The organism is Streptomyces sp. DSM 116795, assembly GCF_055792905.1.
Window position 1 is genome coordinate 2,940,288 of the sequence record NZ_CM147707.1, and the last position, 22,073, is coordinate 2,962,360.

The window sequence follows — 22,073 nt, forward strand, 5'->3', positions numbered from 1 at the left end:
TGTGGGCTCCGTCAGTTCACGGGGCCCACAACGGCCGCGCGCTACGCCGTCGCAACCGCCGGCCGGGGCTCCGGGTCGAAGGTGTCCACGTCGATGCTGCGGGCCCGGTCGTACTTGTCGCGGTCGAGGATCTTCTCCCGCGCCGAGACCAGCACCGGGATGACCGCCTGTCCCGCAACGTTCGTCGCCGTTCTGACCATGTCGAGCACCGGGTCGATCGCCAGCAGGAGGCCGACGCCCGCCAGCGGCAGCCCCAGCGTCGACAGTGTCAGGGTCAGCATGACCGTGGCGCCCGTCAGGCCCGCCGTGGCGGCGGAGCCGATGACCGAGACGAAGACGATCAGCAGATACTCGCGCAGGCCCAGGTCGACGCCGTAGAACTCGCCGATGAAGACGGCCGCGATCGCCGGGTAGACCGAGGCGCAGCCGTCCATCTTCGTCGTCGAACCGAACGGCACCGCGAAGGACGCGTACTCCCGCGGGACGCCGAGCCGTTCGGTGACCTTCTGGGTGAGGGGCATGGTGCCCACGGACGAGCGGGAGACGAAGGCCAGTTGGATCGCCGGCCACGCACCGCGGAAGAACTGCAGCGGGTTGACCTTCGCGACGGTGGCCAGGAGGAGCGGGTAGACGCCGAACAGCACGACCGCGCAGCCGATGTAGACGTCGGCGGTGAACGTCGCGTACTTGCCGATGAGGTCCCAGCCGTAGTCCTTGATCGCGGTGCCGATGAGGCCGACCGTTCCGATCGGCGCCAGCCGGATGATCCACCACAGGGCCTTCTGCAGCAGCGCGAGTACGGCCTCGCCCACCGCGAGCAGCGGAGCGGCCTTCTCGCCGAGCTTGAGCGCGGCGACGCCCACGACACTGGCCATGAACACGATCTGCAGCACCTGCAGTTCGGTGAACGGCGTGATGATGTCGGTCGGAACGATCCCGGTGAGGAAGTCCAGCCACGAGCCCGACTCCTCCGGCCTGGCCGCTTCCCCGGCCGAAAGCCCGGTGCCCGAACCGGGGTTGGTGATCAGGCCGATGAACAGGCCGATGGCCACGGCGATCAGCGACGTGGCCATGAACCACAACAGGGTCCTGGTCGCCAGCCGCGCCGCGTTGTGCACGTTGCGCAGATTCGTGATCGAGACCATGATCGCGAAGAAGACGAGCGGCGCGACGGCGAGCTTCAAGAGCTGGACGAATATCTCGCCGGTCTTGGTCAGTGCCGTCCCGAGCCAGGTGATGTCGCCGCTGCGCGCCACCCATCCCAGCAGTGCGCCCAGGAGAAGTCCGAGCAGAATCTGCGCCCAGAACGGGATCCTGGGTATCCGCCCTCTTGGCGTCCCGGCAGGGGCCGAGGACTGAGCCGGGGCGGAATCACGGGTCGAGGTACCGGGAGAGGAATCTGCGGAATCCGCGGATTCGGAGAACTCTTGGGACGAGGACACTGTCGGACTCCCGCTCGGCTGTGGACTGCGGCTCCCCGGAAAGAGAATTCTGTCCGGGGGTTACGAGCACCGACAACGCCCCACCGGGCACCGGTCATTCCCGGCGGAACATGAAGAGAGTGTGACAAGCCTTACGGGTCCCCGCCGCCGACGCTGCAGGAGCCACGTCCCGTCGAACGGGGCGGACGGGTCAAGCGGGGCCGGCGGCCCGGCGAGGCGTTACGCGACGCCGTCCTCCTGGCTCTGGTTCGCCGCGAGCCGCTCCTTGGCGCGGTCCACTCCGTCGACGATCTGCTCCGACATCGCCTCGCGCTGCCTGCGCAGCAGTACGAAGCTGAGCGGTGCCGAGACGACGAGCGCCAGCAGCACGACCCACAGCGGGTTGGACCTGCCGATGCCCTCCGGGATGACCCCGGTGTACGCGAGAACCGCGACGAGGACGAGGCAGCCGGCGAAGACGCCGGCCCGCATGGCGGTGTAGCGGAGCGTTGCGTGCGACTTGCTGCTCACGAGGCCTTCTCCGGACTTCTCGGGTGATACGGGCGCCGCGCCCGTCGGGCGGCGCCGTGACGTGGGGCACGGGACGCGGGCCGTGTCCGGCGGCACCGGGCGGCGGCCGGCCCGTCATCCAGTCAAACACAGCGCCACGGACGATCACTCGGGCCCCCGCCTGTGACCTGCACTCCCCCTGTGACGTGCGACTCGACCGAGACGTCCCTCGCCCGGGACGAGTGCGCCTCGCCCCGGACCTAGGTGAGGTCGAGCCAGAGCGTGACGTCGTCCCGCAGATCGCCGTCCGCGACCTTGATCGCGCCGGGGAGGCGTCCGACCTCGCGGTACCCGCAGCCGGCGTAGAACCGCTCCAGGCCGAGTCCGCCCCGGCAGGTGAGCCGCAGCGCGGTGATGCCGTCCATCCCCCGCGCCGCCTTCTCGATCGCGGACATGAGATCCCGTCCGTGGCCTTTGCCCTGCAGCGAGGGATGGATCATGACCGTGTAGACCGAGCACCAGTGACGCTTGAGCCGGTGTGTGTTGAGGACGAGGAACGCGGTGGCGACGACCGTGCCGTCCGCGTCGCGTCCGACGAGCATCCGCGTACGGCCGGCGTCGACGGAGACGAGATGGGCCAGCAGGTCCGGGCGTATCGCTTCCGGTGTCACAGGGGGCACGAATCCGACGGCGCCCTCCGCATTGGTCACGTCCGCCCACAACAAGCACAGGCCGTCGCGCAGTTGAGGAGTGACGGACGGGTCCAGTTCGAACGTGAGCGGCATACGCAAGACCCTAGCCGAGGGCAACCATCCCGCCTTTCCCGGTGCCCTGTTCGGCTCCATCGGCACCATCAAGTGTCCGCTAGTCAGTGAAAAGGTAAAGATGACCGGCGCGCCGCCCGAATTTCAATGATCGCCTTTGTAAAGGTCGCTCTGTTTCGTGACGGGAGACGGAGTCATCCATGGTGGACAAGAGGAAATCAGCGGTGCGCGGCCTGTGCTGCGCTGTGGTGTGCGCGGCAGCGACGGTGTCGCTTTCGCCGCCTGCGACATCCGCGGCGAACCCCGAACCTCGCAAGGGCCAGGCCCTCAAAGAGCGCTATCACGCGACGCGTCACGGCGGAATCGCCAGTGCCGCGAACTCGTCGATCACGTGCCGCAAGCCGGTCGGGGACGCAGCTCCGTGCAGTTCGGTCCAGAAGGGCGGGGACGGCCGGAACAGCGACTACGAGATGTTCTACTCCGATGTCGACCGTGACCCCAACACGTACAACTCGACCCGGGCAGCCCTGCGTCTGCCCAAGGACGCCAAGGTCAGCTACGCGCGCCTGTACTGGGGCGGCAACCTGCGCGTCGGCGAGGTCAAGCCGGCCAAGGACAACGGCCGTGTGCTGATGTCCGAACCGCGCGGCTCGTACCGCTCGGTGAAAGCGGACACGGTGCGCACGCACCGCCGCGCGGACGGCGCGGACGCCTACCAGGCATCCGCGAACGTCACGCCTCTGGTGCGCGACAGCGGCCCCGGCACGTACACGGTGGCGCAGATCAACGTCGCGATGGGCAAGTCCCAGGCCGGTGCTTGGGGCGGCTGGACTCTGGTCGTGGCGTACGAGAACAAGAAGTCGCCGCTGCGTCATCTCAGCGTGTGGGACGGATTCGCGGCCTCGGAGCGCAATTCCGGCGGGCTGCCCGTCGCGACGCGTTCGATGAAGTTCCCCGCGGGCGCCAAGGGTTCCGTCGGAGTCGTCGGCTACGACGGCGACCGCGGTGCCGGGGACGAGCCTTTCACGGTGGCCGCGAACAAGCGCGCGGGAACGCCGCTTTCGAATTCGGCGAACCCGCAGAAGGACACGTTCAATTCGACGATCACCAACCACGGACGCGAAGTGGGGGGACGCGTTCCCGCGCACCGCAACACGCTCGGATACGACTCCGATGTCTTCGACGCGCAGCAGGCGTTGCGTTCCGGAGGCAACCGTCTCCTCTTCCGCTTCGCGTCCGGCGACGACGACTACCTGCTCGGTGCGCTCTACACGCAGGTCGACGCCCGGCGCTGAGGTCCGCAGATCCCATTCCGCAAAGAAGCCTGTCCGGTAGTGACGTTTGAGGAGACGTTCGGGTGCTTTCCCAGCGCAGAGAACGAAGAGACCGGCTGACGGTCCTTCATCTGGCACAACCGGTCGAAGGCGGGGTGGCGAGGGTCGTGACCGATCTGGTCGGGGCCCAGACACAGGAAGGTGTACGCGCCGTCGTCGCCTGCCCGGAGGGCGGAAGCCTCTCCCGGCAGGCCGCGGCGGCGGGTGCGGAGGTGGAACGCTGGGCGGCCGTACGGGAGCTCGGGCCCCGCGTCGCGTCCGAGACCCGGCAGGTGCTCCGGCTGATCCGGCACGTGGACCCCGACGTCGTGCACGCGCACAGCGCCAAGGCCGGGCTCGCAGCCCGGCTGGCACTGCGCGGCAGGGTCCCCACCGTGTACCAGCCCCACGCGTGGTCGTTCGAGGCCGTCGAAGGACGCACCGCACGGCTCGCGCGCGCCTGGGAGCGGCGCGCGGCGCGCTGGACGGACCGGGTGCTGTGCGTCAGCGAGGCCGAGCGCCGTAAGGGAGAGCAGGCCGGCGTCGTGGCGCGGTGGGCCGTCGTGCACAACGGAGTACCGGAGGCCGAGCCGGGCGGACGGGCCGCGGCCCGTGCGGAGTTGAGACAGCTGAGCGAGGTGCCCGCGGACGCACCGCTCGTGGTGTGCGTCGGGCGGCTGTGCCGGCAGAAGGGCCAGCGCACGCTGCTGAGCGCATGGTCCCGCATCGCCGGGGCGGTGCCGGACGCCTGGCTCGCGCTCGTCGGCGACGGGCCCGACCGGCGCGCGCTGAACGTGCTGAGCGAGTCGGCGCCCGGGCGGGTGCTGTTCGCCGGCGCGAGTGACGAGGTGAACCGCTGGTACGCGGCGGCCGACCTGGTCGTACTGCCGTCCCTCTGGGAGGGCATGGCACTGACTCCGCTGGAGGCGATGGCCTGCGGGCGCCCCGTCGTCGTGACGGACGTGGGCGGTGCGCGGGAGAGCCTGCCGTCGCAGCAGCATGAGACGTGCCTGGTGCCGCCCGGAGATCCGGAAGCCCTCGCGGAATCGGTGACATCTCTGCTGCGCGAGCCGGAGCTGCGGGAGTTCATGGGCGAGGCCGCGCGCAAGCACGTACGGGCGGACTTCGACGTACGGCGGAGCGCGGCAGCGGTGCTCTCCCTGTACCGGGAACTGCTCGACGCCCCGGCTCAGGGCCCGGCTCAGGCACTTGCGGGCAGTGAGCAGGCGGCACGATGACGACGGACAGCACCGAGGAGCGGTCCCGCGGCGCACGCGTGGCGACCCGGCCGGCCGCCGACGGTGCGGCGGCTCCGCCCGGGGACGGGAACGTCGCCGTACGGCCCCCGCAGCGCGCAGTCGACCGTGCCCCCGTTCCGCGGCCCGTGGGCGGTCTCCGCAGACGCCGGAATCTGCTGCGCCTGCGGCACCGTGGCGCCGCGGCGCTCGTCTGCGCCGACGTGGCCGTCTCCGCGTCCGTCGTCGCGGGCGTAGGCGCGGGTGTCGGCGCGGACACGGACGCCCTGCTGCTCGGGCCGGTCGTCTGCGGCGCACTGGCGCTCAACACCCAGGCCGGTCTGTACCGGCCGGGTCTGCGGACGTACGCGCTCGACGAACTCCCCGCGCTGGCCGCCCGCGCCGCGGTCACCTGGTGCGTCGCGGCCGCGCTGCTCGCGGCGTTCGACCGTCCCGCCGCCCTGAGCTGGATGATCCTGCTGGCCGCGGTCGCCGCACACGCCGCGCTCGGCGGCACGGCCCGCGCGCTGGTGCACGGCTTCCGGCGCATGAGGGCACGGCGCCGCCCGCGTCCCGCGCTCATCGTGGGCAGCGGACGGCTGGCCCGTACGGTCGCCGGGGTCTTCGCCGAACATCCCCGCTACGGGCTGCGGCCGGTCGGGTTCGTCGACCTCGTCGGCGAACCCGAGGTGGCCGAGGACGACGGCGAGAGCGGCAGCGGAGACGACGCGCCGCTGCCCGTGGTCGTCGTGCCTGCGGACGTGACACGTGCGGTCATCCAGAACACCGTCCGGGACGTCGTGTTCCTCAACTCCCCCTGGGAAGAGGCCCGGAACGCCCTGCTGGCACGGGACCTGGGCGAACGCGGCGTGGCGGGCTGGCTGGTACGGCCCGGCTGTGCCGTCGGCGTGCACGGGACGCACGACACGGGCCCGTCGCACGTGTGGGGCTTCTCGTGCAGGCGGCTGTCCCTGGAGTGCCCCGGTTCCGGGTGGAGTTGGCGCAAGCGGCTGCTCGACCTGGTGCTGGTCGTGCCGGCGCTGGTTCTCGCGGCGCCGCTGCTGGCGGGCTGTGCGCTGGCCGTGAGGATGTCGGACGGGCCGGGGGTGATCTTCCGGCAGGAACGCGTGGGGCTCGGAGGCGGCCCGTTCACGCTGCTGAAGTTCCGCACGCTGCGGCCGGCGGACGAGCAGGAGTCGGCGACGCTGTGGAGCGTCGCGGGCGACGACCGCATGAGCGCCGTCGGCCGGCTGCTGCGCCGCACCTCCCTGGACGAGCTGCCGCAGCTGTGGAACGTGCTGCGCGGCGACATGAGCCTCGTCGGGCCGCGCCCCGAACGCCCGTACTTCGTGCAGCAGTTCAGCCAGGAACTGCCGGGCTACGCCGAGCGGCACCGCTCGCCGGTCGGCATCACGGGTCTCGCCCAGGTGCACGGGCTGCGCGGCAACACCTCGATCGAGGACCGGGCGCGCTTCGACAACCACTACATCGAGACGTGGTCGCTCTGGCAGGACGTACGGATCATGTTCCGCACCGTGACCTCGTTCTTCCGACTCGAAGGACGGTGATCGGGGTGACGGTCGCACTGCCGGAGAGCCGGCGCCCGCCGCTCGGCGACGGTGGCCGGAGCCTGCCGGGACACGACCGGGACACCGGCGGGAGCAGGGCACGCACGGACGGCGGCAGCGGGGCACCGCCCCGGCGGCCGCTGACGAGTCCGGCGTTCTGGCGCCAGTGGGCACCGATGGCGCCGGCGCTGGCCACCGTGTTCATCCTGTGCGCGCCGGTGCAGACCGGCGATGTGACCACCTCCGGCAAGATCACTCCCGCAGACGCGGCCTCCCTGGTGCTGGTGGTGTGGTGCCTGGTGAGGCTGCTGCGCGGACGCGGCGGTCGGCTGACACCCGCGGCGGCGGCGGTGCTCGGGGCACCGGCCGTCGCCTTCGCGGTGGCGACCGCCGCGTCCGCCGATCCCTGGGCGAGCCTTCCGGGCTTCGTCCGGTACCTGCAGATCTTCGTGCTGGTGCCGGGGGCGCTGCTGCTGTCGCTGCGCGGCACGCGGGACTTCCGGCTGCTGTGCTGGGCCGTGATCCTGCTGGCGCTGGTACAGGGAACGGTCGGCGTCGTGCAGAACCTCAGCGGCACCGGAGCCTCGTACATGGGGCAGGACATCCGTGCGGTGGGGACGTTCGGGCCGCTGGACGTGATGGGGATGTCCACGGTGGTCTCCCTCGGTCTCGTCGCGGCCTTCGCCCTCGGCATGGCGAATCCACGCGACATCTCCCGGCCGCAGCGCGTCGCGGCGATGTGCTGCGCGGCGGCGCTCGTGCCGCCGCTCGTCGTCTCCTACAGCCGAGGCGCGTGGATCGCCACGGCGGCCGCCTGCACGGCGGTGCTGGTGCTGGCGGGGGTACGTCGGGCAGTTCTCGTACTGCTCGCGCTGGCGACGGCGTCGGTGGTGCTGGTCGGGGGCCTCGGCATCGGTTCCGCGATGGTCGAGGAGCGTCTGACCAGCATCGCCGACATCAACTCGGCGCCGGACCGCTCCGTCACCGACCGGTACAGCCTCTGGTCGGCGGCCACCGGGATGTGGCAGGACGCACCCGCGACCGGCGTCGGCCCCAAGAACTTCCCCGCGCACCGCGACGGACACGCCTCGCTGGGGCTCTCGTCCGGCAGCGACACCGCGGGGGCGGGCATGCAGTTCGAGAAGGAACCGCTGCTCTCGCCGCACAACATGTATCTGCTCGTGCTCAGCGAACAGGGCCTGATCGGCGTCGTGGCGCTCGTCGGCGGCGGGGGCGTCCTTCTCGTGTTCGGACTGCGGCGCCTGCACTCCGCGCGTACCGCGCACCTCTCCGGCGAGGCGGCGGAGGCTCCGGGCGCCGCGGACTGCGGGCTGGCCGCCGCCGGGCTGCTCGTCTGGCAGGCCGTCGACTTCCTGTACGCCGACATCGGGGGCCCCTCGACCGTACTGACCGCGGTCGTACTGGGCGCCGTCACCTGGTGGGCCCTCGCGGCCACACCTCCCTGGGGGTCCCTCGCCGCGAAGCGTGGGCGAGCCGGGGGGAGAAGCCAGGAGGAAGAGGCGCCCGCCCGATGACGGACACGCACGCCTCCCGCACCACGACCCCTGACGCTCCGACGTCCACGGTGACCGGCGGCGGGCCCGGCGGTACGAGCGGGACCGGCGCGGACACCGGTGCAAGCGGCGCCGGTGCGGGCGGCCCAGGTGCGGGCGGCTCAGGTGCGGAGGGACCCGGCGGAAGCGGCGCCGGCCCGGGCGGACCCGGCGGTCCTCCCGTACTCGGCAGGTTCCTCGCCCGCGCCGCCGTCATCACGGCGGCGCTCACCGCGGCCGGCGCCGTTTTCGGTCTGCTGCGCGACCAGGCGATCGCCAGCCTCTTCGGCGCCGACGCCGCCACCGACGCCTTTCTCATCGCATGGACAGTCCCCGAACTGGCCTCGACGCTGCTCATCGAGGACGCGATGGCGCTGATCCTCGTCCCGGCCTTCAGCCTCGCCCTGTCCCGCCGCGCCGCCGCCCGCTCGCGCACCGGGAACGGCGGCGGGGTGCTGCTGGACACCGACGCGGACACCGACACCGAGCGCGTCGGGCCCGACCCGGTATGGGGCCTGGTGCAGCGGACCCTGCCCCGGCTGCTGCTGGCGCTCACCGCGACTGCCGCGCTGATGCTGCTCACCGCCCCGTTCCTGGTGCAGGTGCTGGCACCGGGGCTCCGGGACACGCGCACGGCCGTCGACTGCATGCGCCTCACGTCGCTGACCGTGGTGACGTTCGGGCTGGCCGGCTACTTCAGCGCCGCGCTCCGCGCACACCGGCGCTTCGTCGCGCCCGCAGCGATCTACGTCGCGTACAACACGGGGATCATCGCGGTGATGTTCGCCGGGCACACCGTGTGGGGTGTACGGGCGGCCGCCCTGGGTGTCGCTGTGGGCGGCGGGCTGATGGTGCTCATCCAACTCCCCTCGTTCGTACGGCAGTTGTCCTGGCGTGCGCAGCGCAGATCGGCAAGGGCGGTGCGCAGGGCGGAGTCTGCCGCGAAGGCTGCGGCCCAAGCTTCCACGAAGGCCGCCGCGCAAAGCCCCGCGAAAGCTCCGGCGGTGCCGGACGGGACGGAAGCGGCTCCGCAGGCCACGGCCACGGCGGAAGTGCGGGCCCCGGCCTCGCCGGATGTTCCGCCCGTGATTGACGGGGCGGACGGGGCGAACGCGGCGGACACTCCCCCGTCTGCTCCCGCCCCGCAACCGACCCCGTACACCGGACGCATCGCGCTGCTCGGCCTCGGGATGCTGGCGCCGGTGGTGACCTTCGCCGTCAGCCGGCAGGCGCAGGTGCTCTTCGAGCGCTATCTGGCGGCCCCGCTGCCCGCCGGCGCCATCTCGCACCTCAACTACGCGCAGAAGGTCGCGCAGATGCCGATGGTGCTCTCGCTCATGGTGTGCACCGTCACCTTTCCCGTCGTCGCGCGGGCCCTTGCGGACGGCGACAAGCAGCGCGCACGCCTGCGTGTGGAACGCGACCTGGCGCTGGTCGGCATCGTCGTGCTGCTGGGTGCCGCGTACGTCACTGCCTGCGCACCTCAGCTCATCCAACTCCTCTTCCAGCGCGGCGCGTTCGACGCACGCGACACCGCCGCCACGGCTTCGGTGATGCGGGTCTACAGCTGCGGGCTGATCGGCCACAGCCTGGTGGGCGCCCTGGCGCGTCCGTTCTTCGCCGACGTGCGGCCCACCTGGTATCCGGCCAAAGCGATGGCCGTGGGACTTCTCATCACCGTGGCCGCGGGTGCGGTCGCGGTGCACCCGTGGGGTGTTCACGGCATCGCCGCGGCCAATGCGGCCGGGATCCTCACCACCGCACTGCTCCTGCTGTTCGGCCTTGGTGCACGGGTGGTCGCGATCGACGTCGGCCGCGTCGCGGCCGGACTGGTCCGGCTGCTGCTGGCCGCCGTGGCCGCCACCGCGGCGGGCTGGGGTGTGGCCCGCGCCCTCGCCGATCCACTGGCCGGTGCCGCCGCCGGCGGCGTGACCGTGCTGGTCGTCTTCGCGTCCGTGGCCCTTCTCGTACGGGCCCCGGAGGTGCCGCAGCTGTTCGCCACCGTCAAACGAAGGTTCTGTCATGTCCGCTGAGTTCCGTGCCCGCATCCCCGCTCTGCCGCTGCCCTCACCGCAGCGACGCGTGCCCGTACCGGCGTCCGCGCGCGAGGCGGCGGTGACCGCCCCGGCCATCGCTCGCACAGGCATGCGGCGGCGACGGCCTCCCTGGGTGCTGATGTACCACTCGGTCTCCGGCTGCACCGACGACCCGTACCGGATCACGGTCTCCCCGTACCGCCTCGACAGGCAGCTGCGCTGGCTGCGGGACCGGGGCCTGTCGGGCGTGAGCGTCGGCGAGCTGATGCGGGCGCGGGCAGCCGGGCGGGGCGCCGGGCTGGTCGGGCTGACCTTCGACGACGGCTACGCCGACTTCGTCGACAGCGCCCTTCCGCTGCTGCACCGGCACGGCTGCACCGCCACCGTCTTCGTACTGCCCGGCCGGCTCGGAGGCGAGAACGCCTGGGACGAACTCGGCCCGCGCAAGCCGCTGCTGACCGCCGACGGCATCCGCGCCGCGGCGGCGGAAGGCATGGAGATCGGCTCGCACGGCATGATGCACACCGATCTCACGACGGCCGACGACGCCACCCTCCGACGGGAGACGAAGGACAGCCGCACCCTCCTGGCCGACATCACCGGCACCGCGCCGGCCGGCTTCTGCTACCCGTACGGGACGGTCGACTCACGCGCGGTCGAGGCCGTACGCACCTCCGGCTACGGATACGCCTGCGCCATCGACCCGGGCGCGCTCACCGGCATGCACGCCCTGCCGAGGGTGCACATCGACGCGTCCGACACCTCGCCGCGGCTCTTCCTGAAGAGGTTGCTGAATCCGGTCCGCCGCAAGCCCCTCCCGCCGGCTCCGCCGGAGCCGGCGGACACGGAGGACGCAGGGGACACGGCGGACACGGCGGAGGCGCGTCCGGCAGCGGGGAAGAACGAGGGCGACGCCGTCGGGACCGACGCGGGCGGCGGTCGATGAGGATCGCGCACATCATCACCGGACTCGGCGTCGGCGGCGCCGAGCAGCAGTTGAGGCTGATGCTCCGCCATCTGCCCGCCCGCTGCGACGTGTTCACCCTCACCGCACCCGGCTCCGTGGGCAAAGGCATCCTCGCCGACGGTCACCGCGTCACGCATCTGGGCATGAGCGGCAACCTCGACGCGACGGTCATGCCGCTGCTGGTCCATCTGCTCCGCGAGGGCCGCTACGACCTCGTCCACACGCACCTCTACCGGGCCTGCCTCTACGGCCGGCTCGCAGCACGGCTCGCGGGCGTACGCGCCGTCGTCGCCACGGAACACTCCCTGGGCGACGACTCGATCGAGGGCAGACCGCTCAGCCTCGGAGTCCGCGCGCTCTATCTGGCCTCCGAACGCCTCGGCAGCGCCACGGTCGCGGTCTCCGACACCGTCGCGCAGCGCCTGCGGCGTTGGGGCGTGCCCGCGGCGCGGCTGCACACCGTGCCCAACGGCATCGACGCCCGCCGCTTCCGCTTCGACCCCGCCGCGCGCGCCGCCACACGCCGGCGGCTCCGCATTCCCGAGGACGCCTTCGTGGTGGGCGGGGTGGGGCGGCTGGTGCCGGGCAAGCACTTCGAGACGCTCGTACGGGCCGTCGCCGTACTGCCGGACGCGCGGCTGCTGCTGGCCGGCGACGGCCCCGAACGCGACACACTCCACGGCATCGCCTCGGCGCTCGGCGCACTCGACCGCATCCACATGCTCGGCGAGTGCGACGGGACGGTCGCCCCGTCCGGGGGCGGTTCGTGGGAGATCCCGGATCTGCTGTCGGCGATGGACGTCTTCGTGTCGCCGTCGTCCGACGAGGCGTTCGGGCTCGCCGTACTCGAAGCCCTCGCGGCGGGCCTGCCCGCACTGCACGTGACGTGTCCGGCCATCGACGACCTGACGCCCGAGCAGGCACCGGGCGCGCGCCGGATCGGCACGGGCGTGCCCGAACTCACCGCGCTCCTCTGCGAGTACCAGAAGGCCGGGCCCGTACGGCTGCCCGTACCGGCCGTCGTGGACCGCTACGACATCGCCCGCAGCGCGGAGCGGCTGATGGCCGTCTACCACGCCGCGACGGGCGCACCGCAACTGCCCGCAACGGCGCCTTCCGCGGCGACTCCCGTACCGGCGCCGACGTCCCTACCCCTGACATCGAGGTGAGTCCTGGCATGCGCAATACCGCCAAGGGATCGGCCAAGTCCCCCAACGCGGGCGGCTCGGCGCGCACGAAACAGTCCCGACGCGAAGCCCGCTCGGCGAACTCCGGCACCGGCGGCAGCCGCGGCTCGGCGTCCCCCGAGGCGACGGCGAGCACCACCCAGCCCGACGCGACGACGAGGACCGAAGCGGTGAAGAACGACACGAGCAGCGCGAAGTCCGGCACGACCGGCACCACCGGCACGAAGACAGACGCTCCCGACGCGAAGACAGACGCGAGGACGGACGCGAAGACAGACGCGACCGGCACGAAGACAAGCTCGGACGGTGAGACCAGGGCTGCCACCGGCACCGCCCCGGCGACGGACACGAAGGCGGCGGCCGAGAGCGGGACGGCTGCCCCGGCGGGCACCGCCGAGGACGGCGCGGCCACGGTGAGAGCGAAGGTGACGGTCAAGCCCGGCACCTCCCCGAGCGGCACCTCCCCCAGCGGCACCGCGCCGAGGACCGCCGGAACGCCGCGGACCTCCGGCACCTCCAAGCCGGGCGGCGGCAAGACCACCGTCCTCACAAGGACGACCCGCCTGCGGGCGAACGCCGTTGCCGGAAACGGAGACGGCAACGGCAACGGCAACGGCAACGGCACGCCAGCCTCGACCCGCACCCGTCCCGGCCCGCGTCCGGAGCGCCGCCCCCGCACCCCCGAGCCCAGGACCTCCCTCGGCATGCACCTCAAGGCGTCGCTGCGCCGCATCCCTGTCTGGTGGCCGCTGCCGCTGTGCCTGCTGCTGGGCGCCGGAGCCGGAGCGGTCTATTCCGAGGCGACGCCCCCTCAGTACGCTGCCATCAGCTACGTCGTCGTCTCCCCCTCCGGCCGGGCCGAGGCGGCAGGCGCTCTCGGTTACGCACAGGCGTACGGCAAGATCGCCACGGACCCGATGATCCTCGCCGACGCGGAGAAGCGGGCGAACCTGCGCCGCGGCACAATCCGCGAAGGCATCCAGGCGAGCACCTCACCCGACGCCCCGATGGTCCAGATCACCGCGACCTCGTCCAACGCCTCGCAGGCGGCGAAGAACGCCGACGCCGTCGCGAAGGCTCTCACCCACACGGCCAAGACGTCCGTGAAACGTACCGGCGCGCGGCTGACCGTCCTCTCCGAGGCCGTGGCGCCCCCGACTCCGGTCTCTCCCTCCCGCACCGTCGCCGTCTCGGTGGGCGCGTGCGCCGGCGGGCTCCTGGGCGGGCTGGTCATGCTCGTACGCCCGCAGTCCCGCCGCCGCCCCGCCGCTACCGGCACACCCGCGGAAGCAACCGCCACCGCCACCGGTCCGGAGCAGGCCATGAGCGACGCCTCCGGGACGGAGCGGGAGCGATGACCACGGCCACCGTCTGCCGCGACGCGGCGCAATTCGCCGGTCTGGCCCGCGAGTGGGACGAGTTGAGCCGCCGCAGCCCGGGCGCCACCGCGTTCCAGTCCCATGCCTGGCTGCACTCCTGGTGGCAGTCGTACGGGACGGCGGGCAGGCTCCGCGTCGTGCTCGTACGCCGGGAAGGCCGGCTCGTCGCCGCGGCACCGCTGATGCTCACCCACCGGCCCCTCCCCACACTGGCCGCCCTCGGCTGCGGCATCACCGACTTCTGCGACGTACTGCTGGACCGCGACTTCGCCGGTGCGGCCCCGCTCCTCGCGGAAGCCCTGCACCGGGCCTCGCGCGGGGCGGTCATCGATCTGCGCGAAGTGCGCCCCGGCGCCGCGGCCGAGCAGGTGTACGAGGCGTGGCCGGGACCCCGCCGGCAACTGCAGGACTCCGCCTGCCTCGAACTCCCCGGCGTTCCCATGGAGGATCTGCTGCAACGGCTGCCCGCGGCCAGCGCCAAGCGCACCAGGCAGAAGCTCCGCAAGATCGACAAGATGGGGATCAAGGAGCACGAAGTCCTGCCGTCCGAGGCGGCCTCCGCCGTTCGTACGCTGCTGCGACTCCACGAGATGCAGTGGGAGGGCCGCGGCGTGACCTCCGAGCACCTGCGTCCCCGCTTCTGCGCGCATCTGGAACGTACGGTCGAGCAGCTGGCGGAGAGCGGTCACGCGACGCTCACCGAGTACCGGATCGACGACGAGGCCGTCGCCTCGGACATCACTTTCATCAGCAGCGACATGGTCTGCGGCTACCTCTACGGAGCACACCCGCGGCTTCGGTCGCAACGGGTGGACATCACCACGATGTTGCTGCGGCACGCCGCGGCGCAGGCGCATGCCAGGGGGTGCGGGACGCTCAATCTGCTGCGCGGAGCGGAGCCGCACAAGCTCAGATGGCAGGCCGAATCCGTCCCCAACCAGCGGCTGGTGATGGCGCGTCGGGAGATGGTTCCGGCGCTGGGGCTGCAGCTGGCGCAGATCGCCGGGCGGCAGTCGGCGGCACAGGCCGTACGGCGCGTCCGAGCCGCCGGACCGCTGCTGCGCACCGGCCGGGGAGCCGGCGGCGCTGCGCCCACCGGCGCGGACACAGCGGCGGGGGCGGAGAGAGACCGGGCGTAGGCCCCGGCTCCTCCGCCCCCGGCCGGGCGCCCCCTCGGGGGCGCCCTTCTCGTTGCCCTGCCGCCCGTCAGTCGTCGTCGAACTTGTGCCGGGACGTCCACCAGTCGGGCAGCCCCTTGTCGAACCGCACGCAGAAGTCACCGACGACGAAGCAGTGCTCGTACCAGGGAGCCCGCGAGCCCGGCTCCGTCGGTACGGGCACCGCGGAGCCCGACGGCGAAGGCGACGGCGCGCCGGGGGAAGCGGGCGGCGTGGGCGCGGGCGAGGTCCCGCCGCTCCCGCCCGGTGACGGCCACGGCCTGCCACCGGAACGGCCGTAGAGCGCGGCGCGGAAGGTCTCCGAGGAGGCCGGGTTGTCGGGGCACTGCCACACGCCGTGCGGGCAGTAGTCGGTGAGCGTCTGGTACAGCGGCTTGTGCCGGGCGAACCAGTCGAGCATCCGGCGGACGTACTCGGGGTTGTCGCCGTTGCGGAAGAGTCCCCACTCCGGATACGAAACGGCCTTGCCGTGCTCCCGGGCGAAGTCGACCTGCGCCTGGAGACCGTACGGCTCGTTCACCTGCTCCTCGAAGGACATGCCCTCCGGCTGGTCGTAGGTGTCCATTCCGATGATGTCGACCACGTCGTCCCCCGGGTAGCACTCCGTCCAGGGAAGGACGTCCCGGCCGCGGCTCGGTGCGAAGTCGAAGCGGAAGTTCTGCCCCGGCACCGAGCGCATGGTGGTGACGATGCTCCGCCAGTAACGCTTCCAGGCCTCCGGGTCGGGGCCGCAACGGTGGGAGTACGTCAGGCCGTTCATCTCCCAGCCGAGCACGATCACGGTGTCCTGCGCCTCCTGCCGCACCAGGCGTTCGGCGAGGGTGCGGTAGTGGGCGTCGAAGCGGCCGGCCGCGCCGTCGCGCAGGAGTTCGCGCACCTCGTCGTCCGGTAGGCGGTCCTCGTTGCGTTCCAGCATCGGCACGTTGAGCACGAAGAGCCGGTCCTGCCGGGCCTGCCGCCAGCGCGTCCAGGGTTCGAGGAACTCGGGCCTGCCCTCGATGTTCGACCACAGGTCACCCGGCAGATATGTGTGACCCACCTTCAGTTCCGTACCGCCCAGCCACTCCTGCAGCTCCGAGATCTGCCGTACGCCGCCCGAATCAGAGCGGAGGAAGGCGCCGAGCGGCGCAAGCGGGGCCATGGCCGGGAGAGCGGCGGAGCGGACGGACGGGGGCTCGGCATCCGGTGTGCGAGCCCTGTCGTCGTCGCTCGAAGCGACGCTCGGGATGAACGATTCCCTCTCGAAACCGGGCAGATTCACCGGCAGGACGCTACAGGAGGCAAGCAGGCCGGCGGCCACGACGACGCCGCAGACTCCTTTGTAGCCACGGCGTTTGGGGCTCCGCATCGCTCCTCCTGGTCAGTCGGCGACCTCCCGGGCCGCGAAACACGCATTTCAGACCTCACCCTCCGGGACGGCACGGTGCGGTCTGATAGCCCAATGGGGATATTTTCTCCCTGTTCGCCCCATTCATGACGCAAGGACATGCCCATGCCGTCGTTCGACACGGAAGTCCCCGTCCTTTTGCTCCGTCTCGATCCCAATCCGTTCCACCACGGATCGCTGGGAGCCATCAGGTCTCTCGGACGTACGGGGATCGAAGTGCACGTCGCGGAAGCGGCATCGGGGCCGGTGGACCGCTCCCGGTTCGTGCACCGGGTGCATCCGCTGCCGCCGGAGTGGACTTCGGAAGCGGAACTGGGACGTGCTCTGTGCCGGGTGTCGGAGGCCATCGGCAGACCGGCCGTGCTCATCGCGCTGGACGACCGCGGCGCGATCGCCGTGGCCGCGCTCTCCGAGCGTCTGCGAGGCCGCTTTCTCCTCCCCGACACCCCGCCCGGCCTGCCGGCCCGCGTCGCCGACAAGGCCGAACTCGCCGGTCTGTGCAGGGCGACCGGCATCGCGCACCCCGTCACAGTGGCGCCGGACTCCGCCGCCGAGGCGGCACGTGAGGCGTCGCTGCTGGGGCCGCCGGTGGTCGCGAAGTGGAGCAGGCCGTGGCTGCTGCCGAAGGGCATGCGCAGCACCACGCTCGTACGGACCCCCGCCGACGCCGGCGAGCTGTACGAGCGCGGCGCCGGCACCGGCAGCCGGCTCCTGCTGCAGCAGCGGCTGGCCGGCGGCCGCGGAACGGACTGGTTCTTCCACGGTTACGCGGCCGGCGACGGCGGCTTCCTCGTGGGCGGCGCGGGACGCAAGGACCGCTCCTGGCCCCCGCGTACGGGCCTGACCGCGGTCGGCACATGGGCCGCCAACCGCGAGGTGGAGAAGGCGGCCGCACGGCTGGCGGCGCACGTCGGCTACCGCGGCATCCTCGACCTCGACTTCCGGCTCGACCCCGCCACCGGCACGTACCACCTGCTCGACTTCAACCCCCGGCCCGGCGCGCAGTTCCGGCTGTTCACGGACGACGCCGGCCTGGACGTCGTACGGGCGCAGCACCTGCATCTGACGGGGCGTCCGGTACCCGCGCAGTGCGGCGGGCCGGGGCGGGTCTTCGTCGCCGAGAACTACGCCCTGCTGTCGGCGCTGGCCGCAGGCGCCTCCGCCGTCGGCGGGCGGCGCCGGGAGCGAACGCACGACCGGGCCCGAGGTGGCGGCACGGGGCGCCGGGCGCGCGGTCCCCGGGTCGTCGAGCGTGCCTGGTTCGCGGCCGACGACCCCCGGCCGTTCTTCGCCATGACCGGCGCCTGGTTCGTCCGCGGCGCATCCAAGATCTGGCTGCGTGTCAGACCCGTCAGGGCAGCGCTGCCGGCCTCCGCGCCGGAGCTGCCGTCCGCACCGCATTCCCGCACCACCCGTGATGAGCGATCAGTGAAAGATCAGAGAGAAGGAAACGCATGTACGACCTCGTAGTGGTGGGCGCAGGCCCCTACGGCCTCTCCATCGCCTCGCACGCCGCGGCCGCCGGACTCAACCTGCGCGTACTGGGACGTCCCATGTCCTCGTGGCGGGAACACATGCCAAAGGGCATGTACCTCAAGTCCGAGCCGTGGTCCTCCAACCTCTCCGACCCGTCCGGCACGCACACCCTGGCCGCCTACTGCTCCGCGCGCGGCATCACGGTGGAGCACGGACGGCCCCTGCCGGTCGGCACGTTCACCGAGTACGGCCAGTGGTTCGGCCGGCGTGCCGCACCCGAGGCGGACGAGCAGACTGTGACCTCCGTCGTCCCTTGCGCACGCGGCTTCCGCGTCGAGACGGCCGAGGGCGAAGTGCTCGTGACCCGTACGGTGGTCGTCGCCGTCGGCGTCATGCCGTTCGTGCACAAGCCCGGCCCGCTGCGGAAGCTGCCCGCCGGACTCGTGTCCCACAGCAGTCACCACCGCGAGCTGAGCCGCTTCAGGAACAAGGACGTGACGGTGGTCGGCGCCGGGCAGGCCGCCCTGGAGACGGCCGCGCTGCTCGCCGAGGAGGGCGCGCACGTACGGGTCGTCGCCCGCGCCGACCGCATCAACTGGAACTCGCCGCCACAGCCCCTCCAGCGCTCGCTGCTCAAGGCGATGCGCGACCCGCACTGCGGCCTCGGCACCGGCTGGCCGAGCTGGGTCTACTCCGAGCTCCCGTGGGCGGTGCGGAAGCTGCCGGCGGGGCTGCGCACGCACATCGCGCGTACGGCACTCGGCCCGGCCGGTGCCTGGTGGCTGCGCGACCGCTTCGAGTTCGCCGTGCCGGTGCTGCTCAGCAGCCGGCTCAGCGCGGCGGAGCAGGTGGGTGAGCAGGTGCGGCTGCGGCTGGAGTCCACGGACGGCGTCGTGCGCACAGTCGAGACGGACCACGTCGTCGCCGCGACCGGCTTCACCCCGCGGCTGGCCAGGCTCCCGATGCTGGACGAGTCGGTACGCAGCATCCTGCACCGGGTCGGCACCAGCGACGCACCCGAGCTCAACGCCAGGTTCGAGTCCTCGCACCCCGGGCTCTTCTTCGCCGGGCTGCTGGCCACGCCGTCGTTCGGACCGTCGATGCGCTTCGTCTACGGGGCCACGTTCGCCGCGAACCGTGTCGTGCAGGGCGTGCGGCGGCGGCTTGCCGAGCCGCGGCTGGCCACGGTGCCGCACGCCGCCCGTGTCCGTACCGTCGAACAGCACCGCATCGACGCGCAGTTGACGAAGCAGGGGCCCGGGCAGCCTGCCGCGCGGCGCTGAGCCCGCGGTCTGGAGCCACGCAGCGCGCCGGCGGCCACCCGCAGACCGGAGACGAGGTCTTCACGTACGGCCTCCCGGTCCTGGCCGCCGGTGCCCCGGAGGGCCGAGGGGGACTCAGATGCGCATGGGCTGGGGCGACTCGCGGCGCTCGGGGTCCGGCCCGTCGTACTCGCGGATGACCTCGTAGCGGGTGTTGCGCTCGACAGGCTGGAAGCCGGCGTCGCGGATCAGGTCGAGCAGGTCCTCGCGGGTGAGTTTGTCGGGGGTGCCGTAGTTGTCCGCGTCGTGCGTGATCTTGTACTCGACGACGGAGCCGTCCATGTCGTCCGCGCCGTGCTGCAGCGCGAGTTGCGCGGTCTGCACCCCGTGCATGACCCAGAAGACCTTCACATGCGGCACGTTGTCGAACAGCAGACGCGAGACCGCGAACGTCTTCAGCGCCTCGGCGCCCGAGGCCATCGTGGTGCGCGCCTGGAGGCGGTTGCGGATCTTGCCGTCCTGCATGTCGACGAAGTCGTGCTGGTACCGCAGCGGGATGAAGACCTGGAAACCGCCCGTCTCGTCCTGCAGTTCACGCAGCCGCAGCACGTGGTCGACCCGGTGGCGGCGCTCCTCGATGTGCCCGTACAGCATCGTGCTCGGGGTCTTGAGGCCCTTCTGGTGCGCGAGGCGGTGGATGCGCGACCAGTCCTCCCAGTGGGTGTCGTGGTCGACGATGTGCTGCCTGACCTCCCAGTCGAAGATCTCGGCGCCGCCGCCCGTGAGCGACTCCAGGCCGGACTCGATGAGCACGTCGAGGATCTCGCTCGCGTCCATGCCGGAGATCTTCTCGAAGTGCTGGATCTCGGTGGCGGTGAAGGCCTTCAGCGAGACCGTGTCGGGCAGCGCCTCCTTGAGTGCGCTGAGCGACCGCGGGTAGTAGCGCCAAGGCAGCGTCGGATGGAGGCCGTTGACGATGTGCAGCTCGGTGAGGTTCTCGCCCTCCATCGCCTTGGCGAGCTTCACGGCCTCCTCGATGCGCATCGTGTACGCGTCCTTCTCCCCCGGCTTGCGCTGGAAGGAGCAGTACGCGCAGGAGGCGGTGCACACGTTCGTCATGTTGAGGTGGCGGTTGATGTTGAAGTGAACGACGTCGCCGTTCTTGCGCGTTCGCACCTCGTGGGCGAGGCCGCCGAGCCATGCGAGGTCGTCGCAGTCGTAGAGGGCGATGCCGTCCTCGCGCGTCAGCCGTTCACCTGCGCGGACCTTCTCCTCCAGCTCGCGCTTGAGCCCAGAGTCCATGCGTCGCCCTCCTAGGATTTCTGCTTCGAAGCGCCTTTTTGAGCCTACTCCCCGCTCCCGTCGGCCGAGGGACCGGCCGCCGTCCGGGGTCCGGGGCAGGCGTCCGGCGTCCGGCGTCCGGCGTCCGGAGCGTGGCCGCGGTGCGGGGGCCGTGGCCTGCGCGGCCCGTACACGGAATGCGTCAGGCCTCCTGCGGGAGTTCGGTGACCCGGTTCTCCCACTTGGTGGAGAGGACCACCGTCGTACGCGTACGGGAAACGCCCTTGGTGCCCGACAGCCGGCGGATGAGCGTCTCCAGCGCGTCCACGTCCGAGGCGCGGGCCTTGAGCATGAACGAGTCGTCGCCGGCGATGAACCAGCAGTCCTCGACCTCGCTCAGCTCACGCAGCCGCTCCGCCACGTCCTCGTGGTCGGTGGCGTCGGTGAGCTGGATGCCGATGAGGGCGGTGACGCCCAGGCCCAGCGAGGGCGCGTCGACCGTCGCGCGGTAGCCGGTGATCACCCCGGCGGTCTCCAGGCGGTTGATGCGGTCGGTGACGCTCGGCCCGGAGAGGCCGACGAGCCTGCCCAACTCGGCGTAGGAGGCCCTGCCGTTCTCACGCAGCGCCTGAATGAGCTGCCTGTCCACCGCGTCCATGGGTTCTGGTGCCTCCGTTGCCGGCTGTCGGGGTCGCCCCGCCCGGGGGCAGGGGAACCTTGGGCTCCGCGAAATCTCCGGTAACGAATCTAAGGCATGGGGACAGCTCACCCTCAGACACCTCTCCTCAAGGCCCTCCCCTCACCCCTGAAGGCGCCGCCGGAGGCACGCGTAGGCTCGGTGACGTGACCGCTACGACCGGAACCAGCCCGTCGCGAAGGCCGTGGATCGTCGGTGTCTCCGGCGCCTCTGGCACGCCCTATGCCGCCGCCGTGCTGCGTGCGCTGCTGCACGCCGGGGAGTCCGTGGACCTCGTCGTGAGCCGCGCCGCCCGGCTGACGATCCTCGACGAGACGGGGCACCCCTTCCGCGACGCGCACGCGCAGGACGATCTGCGCCGCTGGCTCTCCTTCGGCGCCGACGGCGCAGCGGACGCGTTCGACCCGGACGTCTCGGCCGTACGCCACTGGCCCGCCGGGGACCTCGCCGCGGGGCCGTCCTCCGGCTCGTATCCGGCTCAGGGGATGATCGTCGTGCCGGCGAGCACCGCGTGCGTGGCCGGCGTCGCGCTCGGTCTGTCGAAGGATCTGCTGCAGCGGGCCGCCTCCGTGACGCTCAAGGAACGGCGGCCGCTTGTCGTGGCCGTACGGGAGACCCCTTTGCACGGGCAGACGCTCAGGCACCTCGTGACGCTGGACGACGCGGGCGCGGTGGTGCTGCCGGCTTCGCCCGCCTTCTACGCGGGCGGCAGCACGGCGCAGCACCTCGTCGACTTCGTCGCGGGCCGTGCACTGGACGCGGCGGGTGTGCCGCACAAGCTGTACCGGCGCTGGGAGGGCGAGTTGGGGGGACGGCCCACCGGCGAGCAGGGCGCCGGGGCCTGAGACCGCCCGGCTCC

General features: G+C 71.9%; 19 protein-coding genes. 13 read left to right on the forward strand and 6 right to left on the reverse strand.

Annotation, left to right across the window (positions count from 1 at the left end):
- Positions 1-41: 41 nt before the first annotated feature.
- From ACSMXX_RS12615 to ACSMXX_RS12625, 3 genes are all read right to left on the reverse strand, one after another.
- Positions 42-1,322 carry a dicarboxylate/amino acid:cation symporter gene (locus ACSMXX_RS12615; protein ID WP_473184755.1) on the reverse strand — a complete coding sequence of 427 codons (1,281 nt, stop codon included), beginning with the start codon at positions 1,320-1,322 and terminating at the stop codon, positions 42-44.
- A 339-nt stretch (positions 1,323-1,661) separates the two neighbouring features.
- Complete coding sequence (locus tag ACSMXX_RS12620) at positions 1,662-1,952, reverse strand: DUF4229 domain-containing protein (RefSeq protein ID WP_473184115.1); 291 nt, start codon at positions 1,950-1,952, stop codon at positions 1,662-1,664.
- Between the two features lie 239 nt (positions 1,953-2,191).
- On the reverse strand, positions 2,192-2,716 hold the full coding sequence (locus ACSMXX_RS12625; RefSeq protein ID WP_473184116.1) for a GNAT family N-acetyltransferase: 525 nt from the start codon (positions 2,714-2,716) through the stop codon (positions 2,192-2,194).
- On the opposite strand from ACSMXX_RS12625, the gene ACSMXX_RS12630 reads away from it, so the two are divergent.
- From ACSMXX_RS12630 to ACSMXX_RS12675, 10 genes are all read left to right on the forward strand, one after another.
- A complete protein-coding gene (locus ACSMXX_RS12630; RefSeq protein ID WP_473184117.1) occupies positions 2,706-2,846 on the forward strand; it encodes a hypothetical protein in 141 nt (46 codons plus the stop codon). The genes ACSMXX_RS12625 and ACSMXX_RS12630 overlap by 11 nt on opposite strands.
- 49 nt (positions 2,847-2,895) lie before the next feature.
- A complete protein-coding gene (locus ACSMXX_RS12635) occupies positions 2,896-3,990 on the forward strand; it encodes a DUF3344 domain-containing protein (protein WP_473184118.1) in 1,095 nt (364 codons plus the stop codon).
- Between the two features lie 62 nt (positions 3,991-4,052).
- Positions 4,053-5,246, forward strand: coding sequence for a glycosyltransferase (locus tag ACSMXX_RS12640; RefSeq protein WP_473184119.1), 1,194 nt, complete (start codon positions 4,053-4,055; stop codon positions 5,244-5,246).
- A complete protein-coding gene (locus tag ACSMXX_RS12645) occupies positions 5,243-6,811 on the forward strand; it encodes an exopolysaccharide biosynthesis polyprenyl glycosylphosphotransferase (protein ID WP_473184120.1) in 1,569 nt (522 codons plus the stop codon). The genes ACSMXX_RS12640 and ACSMXX_RS12645 overlap by 4 nt, the downstream gene beginning before the upstream one ends.
- 176 nt (positions 6,812-6,987) lie before the next feature.
- A complete protein-coding gene (locus ACSMXX_RS12650; RefSeq protein ID WP_473184756.1) occupies positions 6,988-8,346 on the forward strand; it encodes an O-antigen ligase family protein in 1,359 nt (452 codons plus the stop codon).
- Positions 8,343-10,397, forward strand: a complete 2,055-nt coding sequence (locus ACSMXX_RS12655) for a lipid II flippase MurJ (RefSeq protein WP_473184121.1) — start codon at positions 8,343-8,345, stop codon at positions 10,395-10,397. Before ACSMXX_RS12650 ends, ACSMXX_RS12655 begins: the two co-directional genes overlap by 4 nt.
- Entirely contained in the window at positions 10,387-11,346 is a 960-nt protein-coding gene (locus tag ACSMXX_RS12660) for a polysaccharide deacetylase family protein (RefSeq protein WP_473184122.1), read from the forward strand. Before ACSMXX_RS12655 ends, ACSMXX_RS12660 begins: the two co-directional genes overlap by 11 nt.
- Positions 11,343-12,536 carry a glycosyltransferase gene (locus tag ACSMXX_RS12665; protein WP_473184123.1) on the forward strand — a complete coding sequence of 398 codons (1,194 nt, stop codon included), beginning with the start codon at positions 11,343-11,345 and terminating at the stop codon, positions 12,534-12,536. The genes ACSMXX_RS12660 and ACSMXX_RS12665 overlap by 4 nt, the downstream gene beginning before the upstream one ends.
- Positions 12,537-12,544: 8 nt before the next feature.
- Complete coding sequence (locus ACSMXX_RS12670) at positions 12,545-13,912, forward strand: YveK family protein (protein WP_473184124.1); 1,368 nt, start codon at positions 12,545-12,547, stop codon at positions 13,910-13,912.
- Positions 13,909-15,072, forward strand: a complete 1,164-nt coding sequence (locus ACSMXX_RS12675; protein ID WP_473184125.1) for a GNAT family N-acetyltransferase — start codon at positions 13,909-13,911, stop codon at positions 15,070-15,072. The genes ACSMXX_RS12670 and ACSMXX_RS12675 overlap by 4 nt, the downstream gene beginning before the upstream one ends.
- A gap of 67 nt (positions 15,073-15,139) precedes the next feature.
- Here ACSMXX_RS12675 and ACSMXX_RS12680 read toward each other — a convergent pair whose 3' ends face one another.
- Positions 15,140-16,459 carry a glycoside hydrolase family 26 protein gene (locus tag ACSMXX_RS12680; protein WP_473184126.1) on the reverse strand — a complete coding sequence of 440 codons (1,320 nt, stop codon included), beginning with the start codon at positions 16,457-16,459 and terminating at the stop codon, positions 15,140-15,142.
- 144 nt (positions 16,460-16,603) lie between these two features.
- On the opposite strand from ACSMXX_RS12680, the gene ACSMXX_RS12685 reads away from it, so the two are divergent.
- Positions 16,604-17,968 carry a carboxylate--amine ligase gene (locus ACSMXX_RS12685; RefSeq protein WP_473184127.1) on the forward strand — a complete coding sequence of 455 codons (1,365 nt, stop codon included), beginning with the start codon at positions 16,604-16,606 and terminating at the stop codon, positions 17,966-17,968.
- On the forward strand, positions 17,953-19,257 hold the full coding sequence (locus ACSMXX_RS12690) for an NAD(P)-binding domain-containing protein (protein WP_473184128.1): 1,305 nt from the start codon (positions 17,953-17,955) through the stop codon (positions 19,255-19,257). The genes ACSMXX_RS12685 and ACSMXX_RS12690 overlap by 16 nt, the downstream gene beginning before the upstream one ends.
- Before the next feature lie 114 nt (positions 19,258-19,371).
- Here ACSMXX_RS12690 and mqnE read toward each other — a convergent pair whose 3' ends face one another.
- A complete protein-coding gene (gene mqnE, locus ACSMXX_RS12695) occupies positions 19,372-20,538 on the reverse strand; it encodes an aminofutalosine synthase MqnE (protein WP_473184129.1) in 1,167 nt (388 codons plus the stop codon).
- Between the two features lie 181 nt (positions 20,539-20,719).
- A complete protein-coding gene (locus tag ACSMXX_RS12700; protein ID WP_473184130.1) occupies positions 20,720-21,175 on the reverse strand; it encodes an Lrp/AsnC family transcriptional regulator in 456 nt (151 codons plus the stop codon).
- A 185-nt stretch (positions 21,176-21,360) separates the two neighbouring features.
- Here ACSMXX_RS12700 and ACSMXX_RS12705 point away from each other — a divergent pair, with 185 nt between their 5' ends.
- Complete coding sequence (locus ACSMXX_RS12705; protein WP_473184131.1) at positions 21,361-22,059, forward strand: UbiX family flavin prenyltransferase; 699 nt, start codon at positions 21,361-21,363, stop codon at positions 22,057-22,059.
- Positions 22,060-22,073 lie beyond the last annotated feature (14 nt).

Bases quoted from the DNA above. Each gene is read 5' to 3' on its own strand.
- ACSMXX_RS12625 (WP_473184116.1), bottom strand. From the start codon at position 2,716: ATGCCGCTCACGTTCGAACTGGACCCGTCCGTCACTCCTCAACTGCGC.
- ACSMXX_RS12635 (WP_473184118.1), top strand. From the start codon at position 2,896: ATGGTGGACAAGAGGAAATCAGCGGTGCGCGGCCTGTGCTGCGCTGTG.
- ACSMXX_RS12645 (WP_473184120.1), top strand. From the start codon at position 5,243: ATGACGACGGACAGCACCGAGGAGCGGTCCCGCGGCGCACGCGTGGCG.
- ACSMXX_RS12650 (WP_473184756.1), top strand. From the start codon at position 6,988: ATGGCGCCGGCGCTGGCCACCGTGTTCATCCTGTGCGCGCCGGTGCAG.
- ACSMXX_RS12655 (WP_473184121.1), top strand. From the start codon at position 8,343: ATGACGGACACGCACGCCTCCCGCACCACGACCCCTGACGCTCCGACG.
- ACSMXX_RS12660 (WP_473184122.1), top strand. From the start codon at position 10,387: ATGTCCGCTGAGTTCCGTGCCCGCATCCCCGCTCTGCCGCTGCCCTCA.
- ACSMXX_RS12665 (WP_473184123.1), top strand. From the start codon at position 11,343: ATGAGGATCGCGCACATCATCACCGGACTCGGCGTCGGCGGCGCCGAG.
- ACSMXX_RS12670 (WP_473184124.1), top strand. From the start codon at position 12,545: ATGCGCAATACCGCCAAGGGATCGGCCAAGTCCCCCAACGCGGGCGGC.
- ACSMXX_RS12675 (WP_473184125.1), top strand. From the start codon at position 13,909: ATGACCACGGCCACCGTCTGCCGCGACGCGGCGCAATTCGCCGGTCTG.
- ACSMXX_RS12680 (WP_473184126.1), bottom strand. From the start codon at position 16,459: ATGCGGAGCCCCAAACGCCGTGGCTACAAAGGAGTCTGCGGCGTCGTC.
- ACSMXX_RS12685 (WP_473184127.1), top strand. From the start codon at position 16,604: ATGCCGTCGTTCGACACGGAAGTCCCCGTCCTTTTGCTCCGTCTCGAT.
- ACSMXX_RS12690 (WP_473184128.1), top strand. From the start codon at position 17,953: ATGTACGACCTCGTAGTGGTGGGCGCAGGCCCCTACGGCCTCTCCATC.
- mqnE (WP_473184129.1), bottom strand. From the start codon at position 20,538: ATGGACTCTGGGCTCAAGCGCGAGCTGGAGGAGAAGGTCCGCGCAGGT.
- ACSMXX_RS12700 (WP_473184130.1), bottom strand. From the start codon at position 21,175: ATGGACGCGGTGGACAGGCAGCTCATTCAGGCGCTGCGTGAGAACGGC.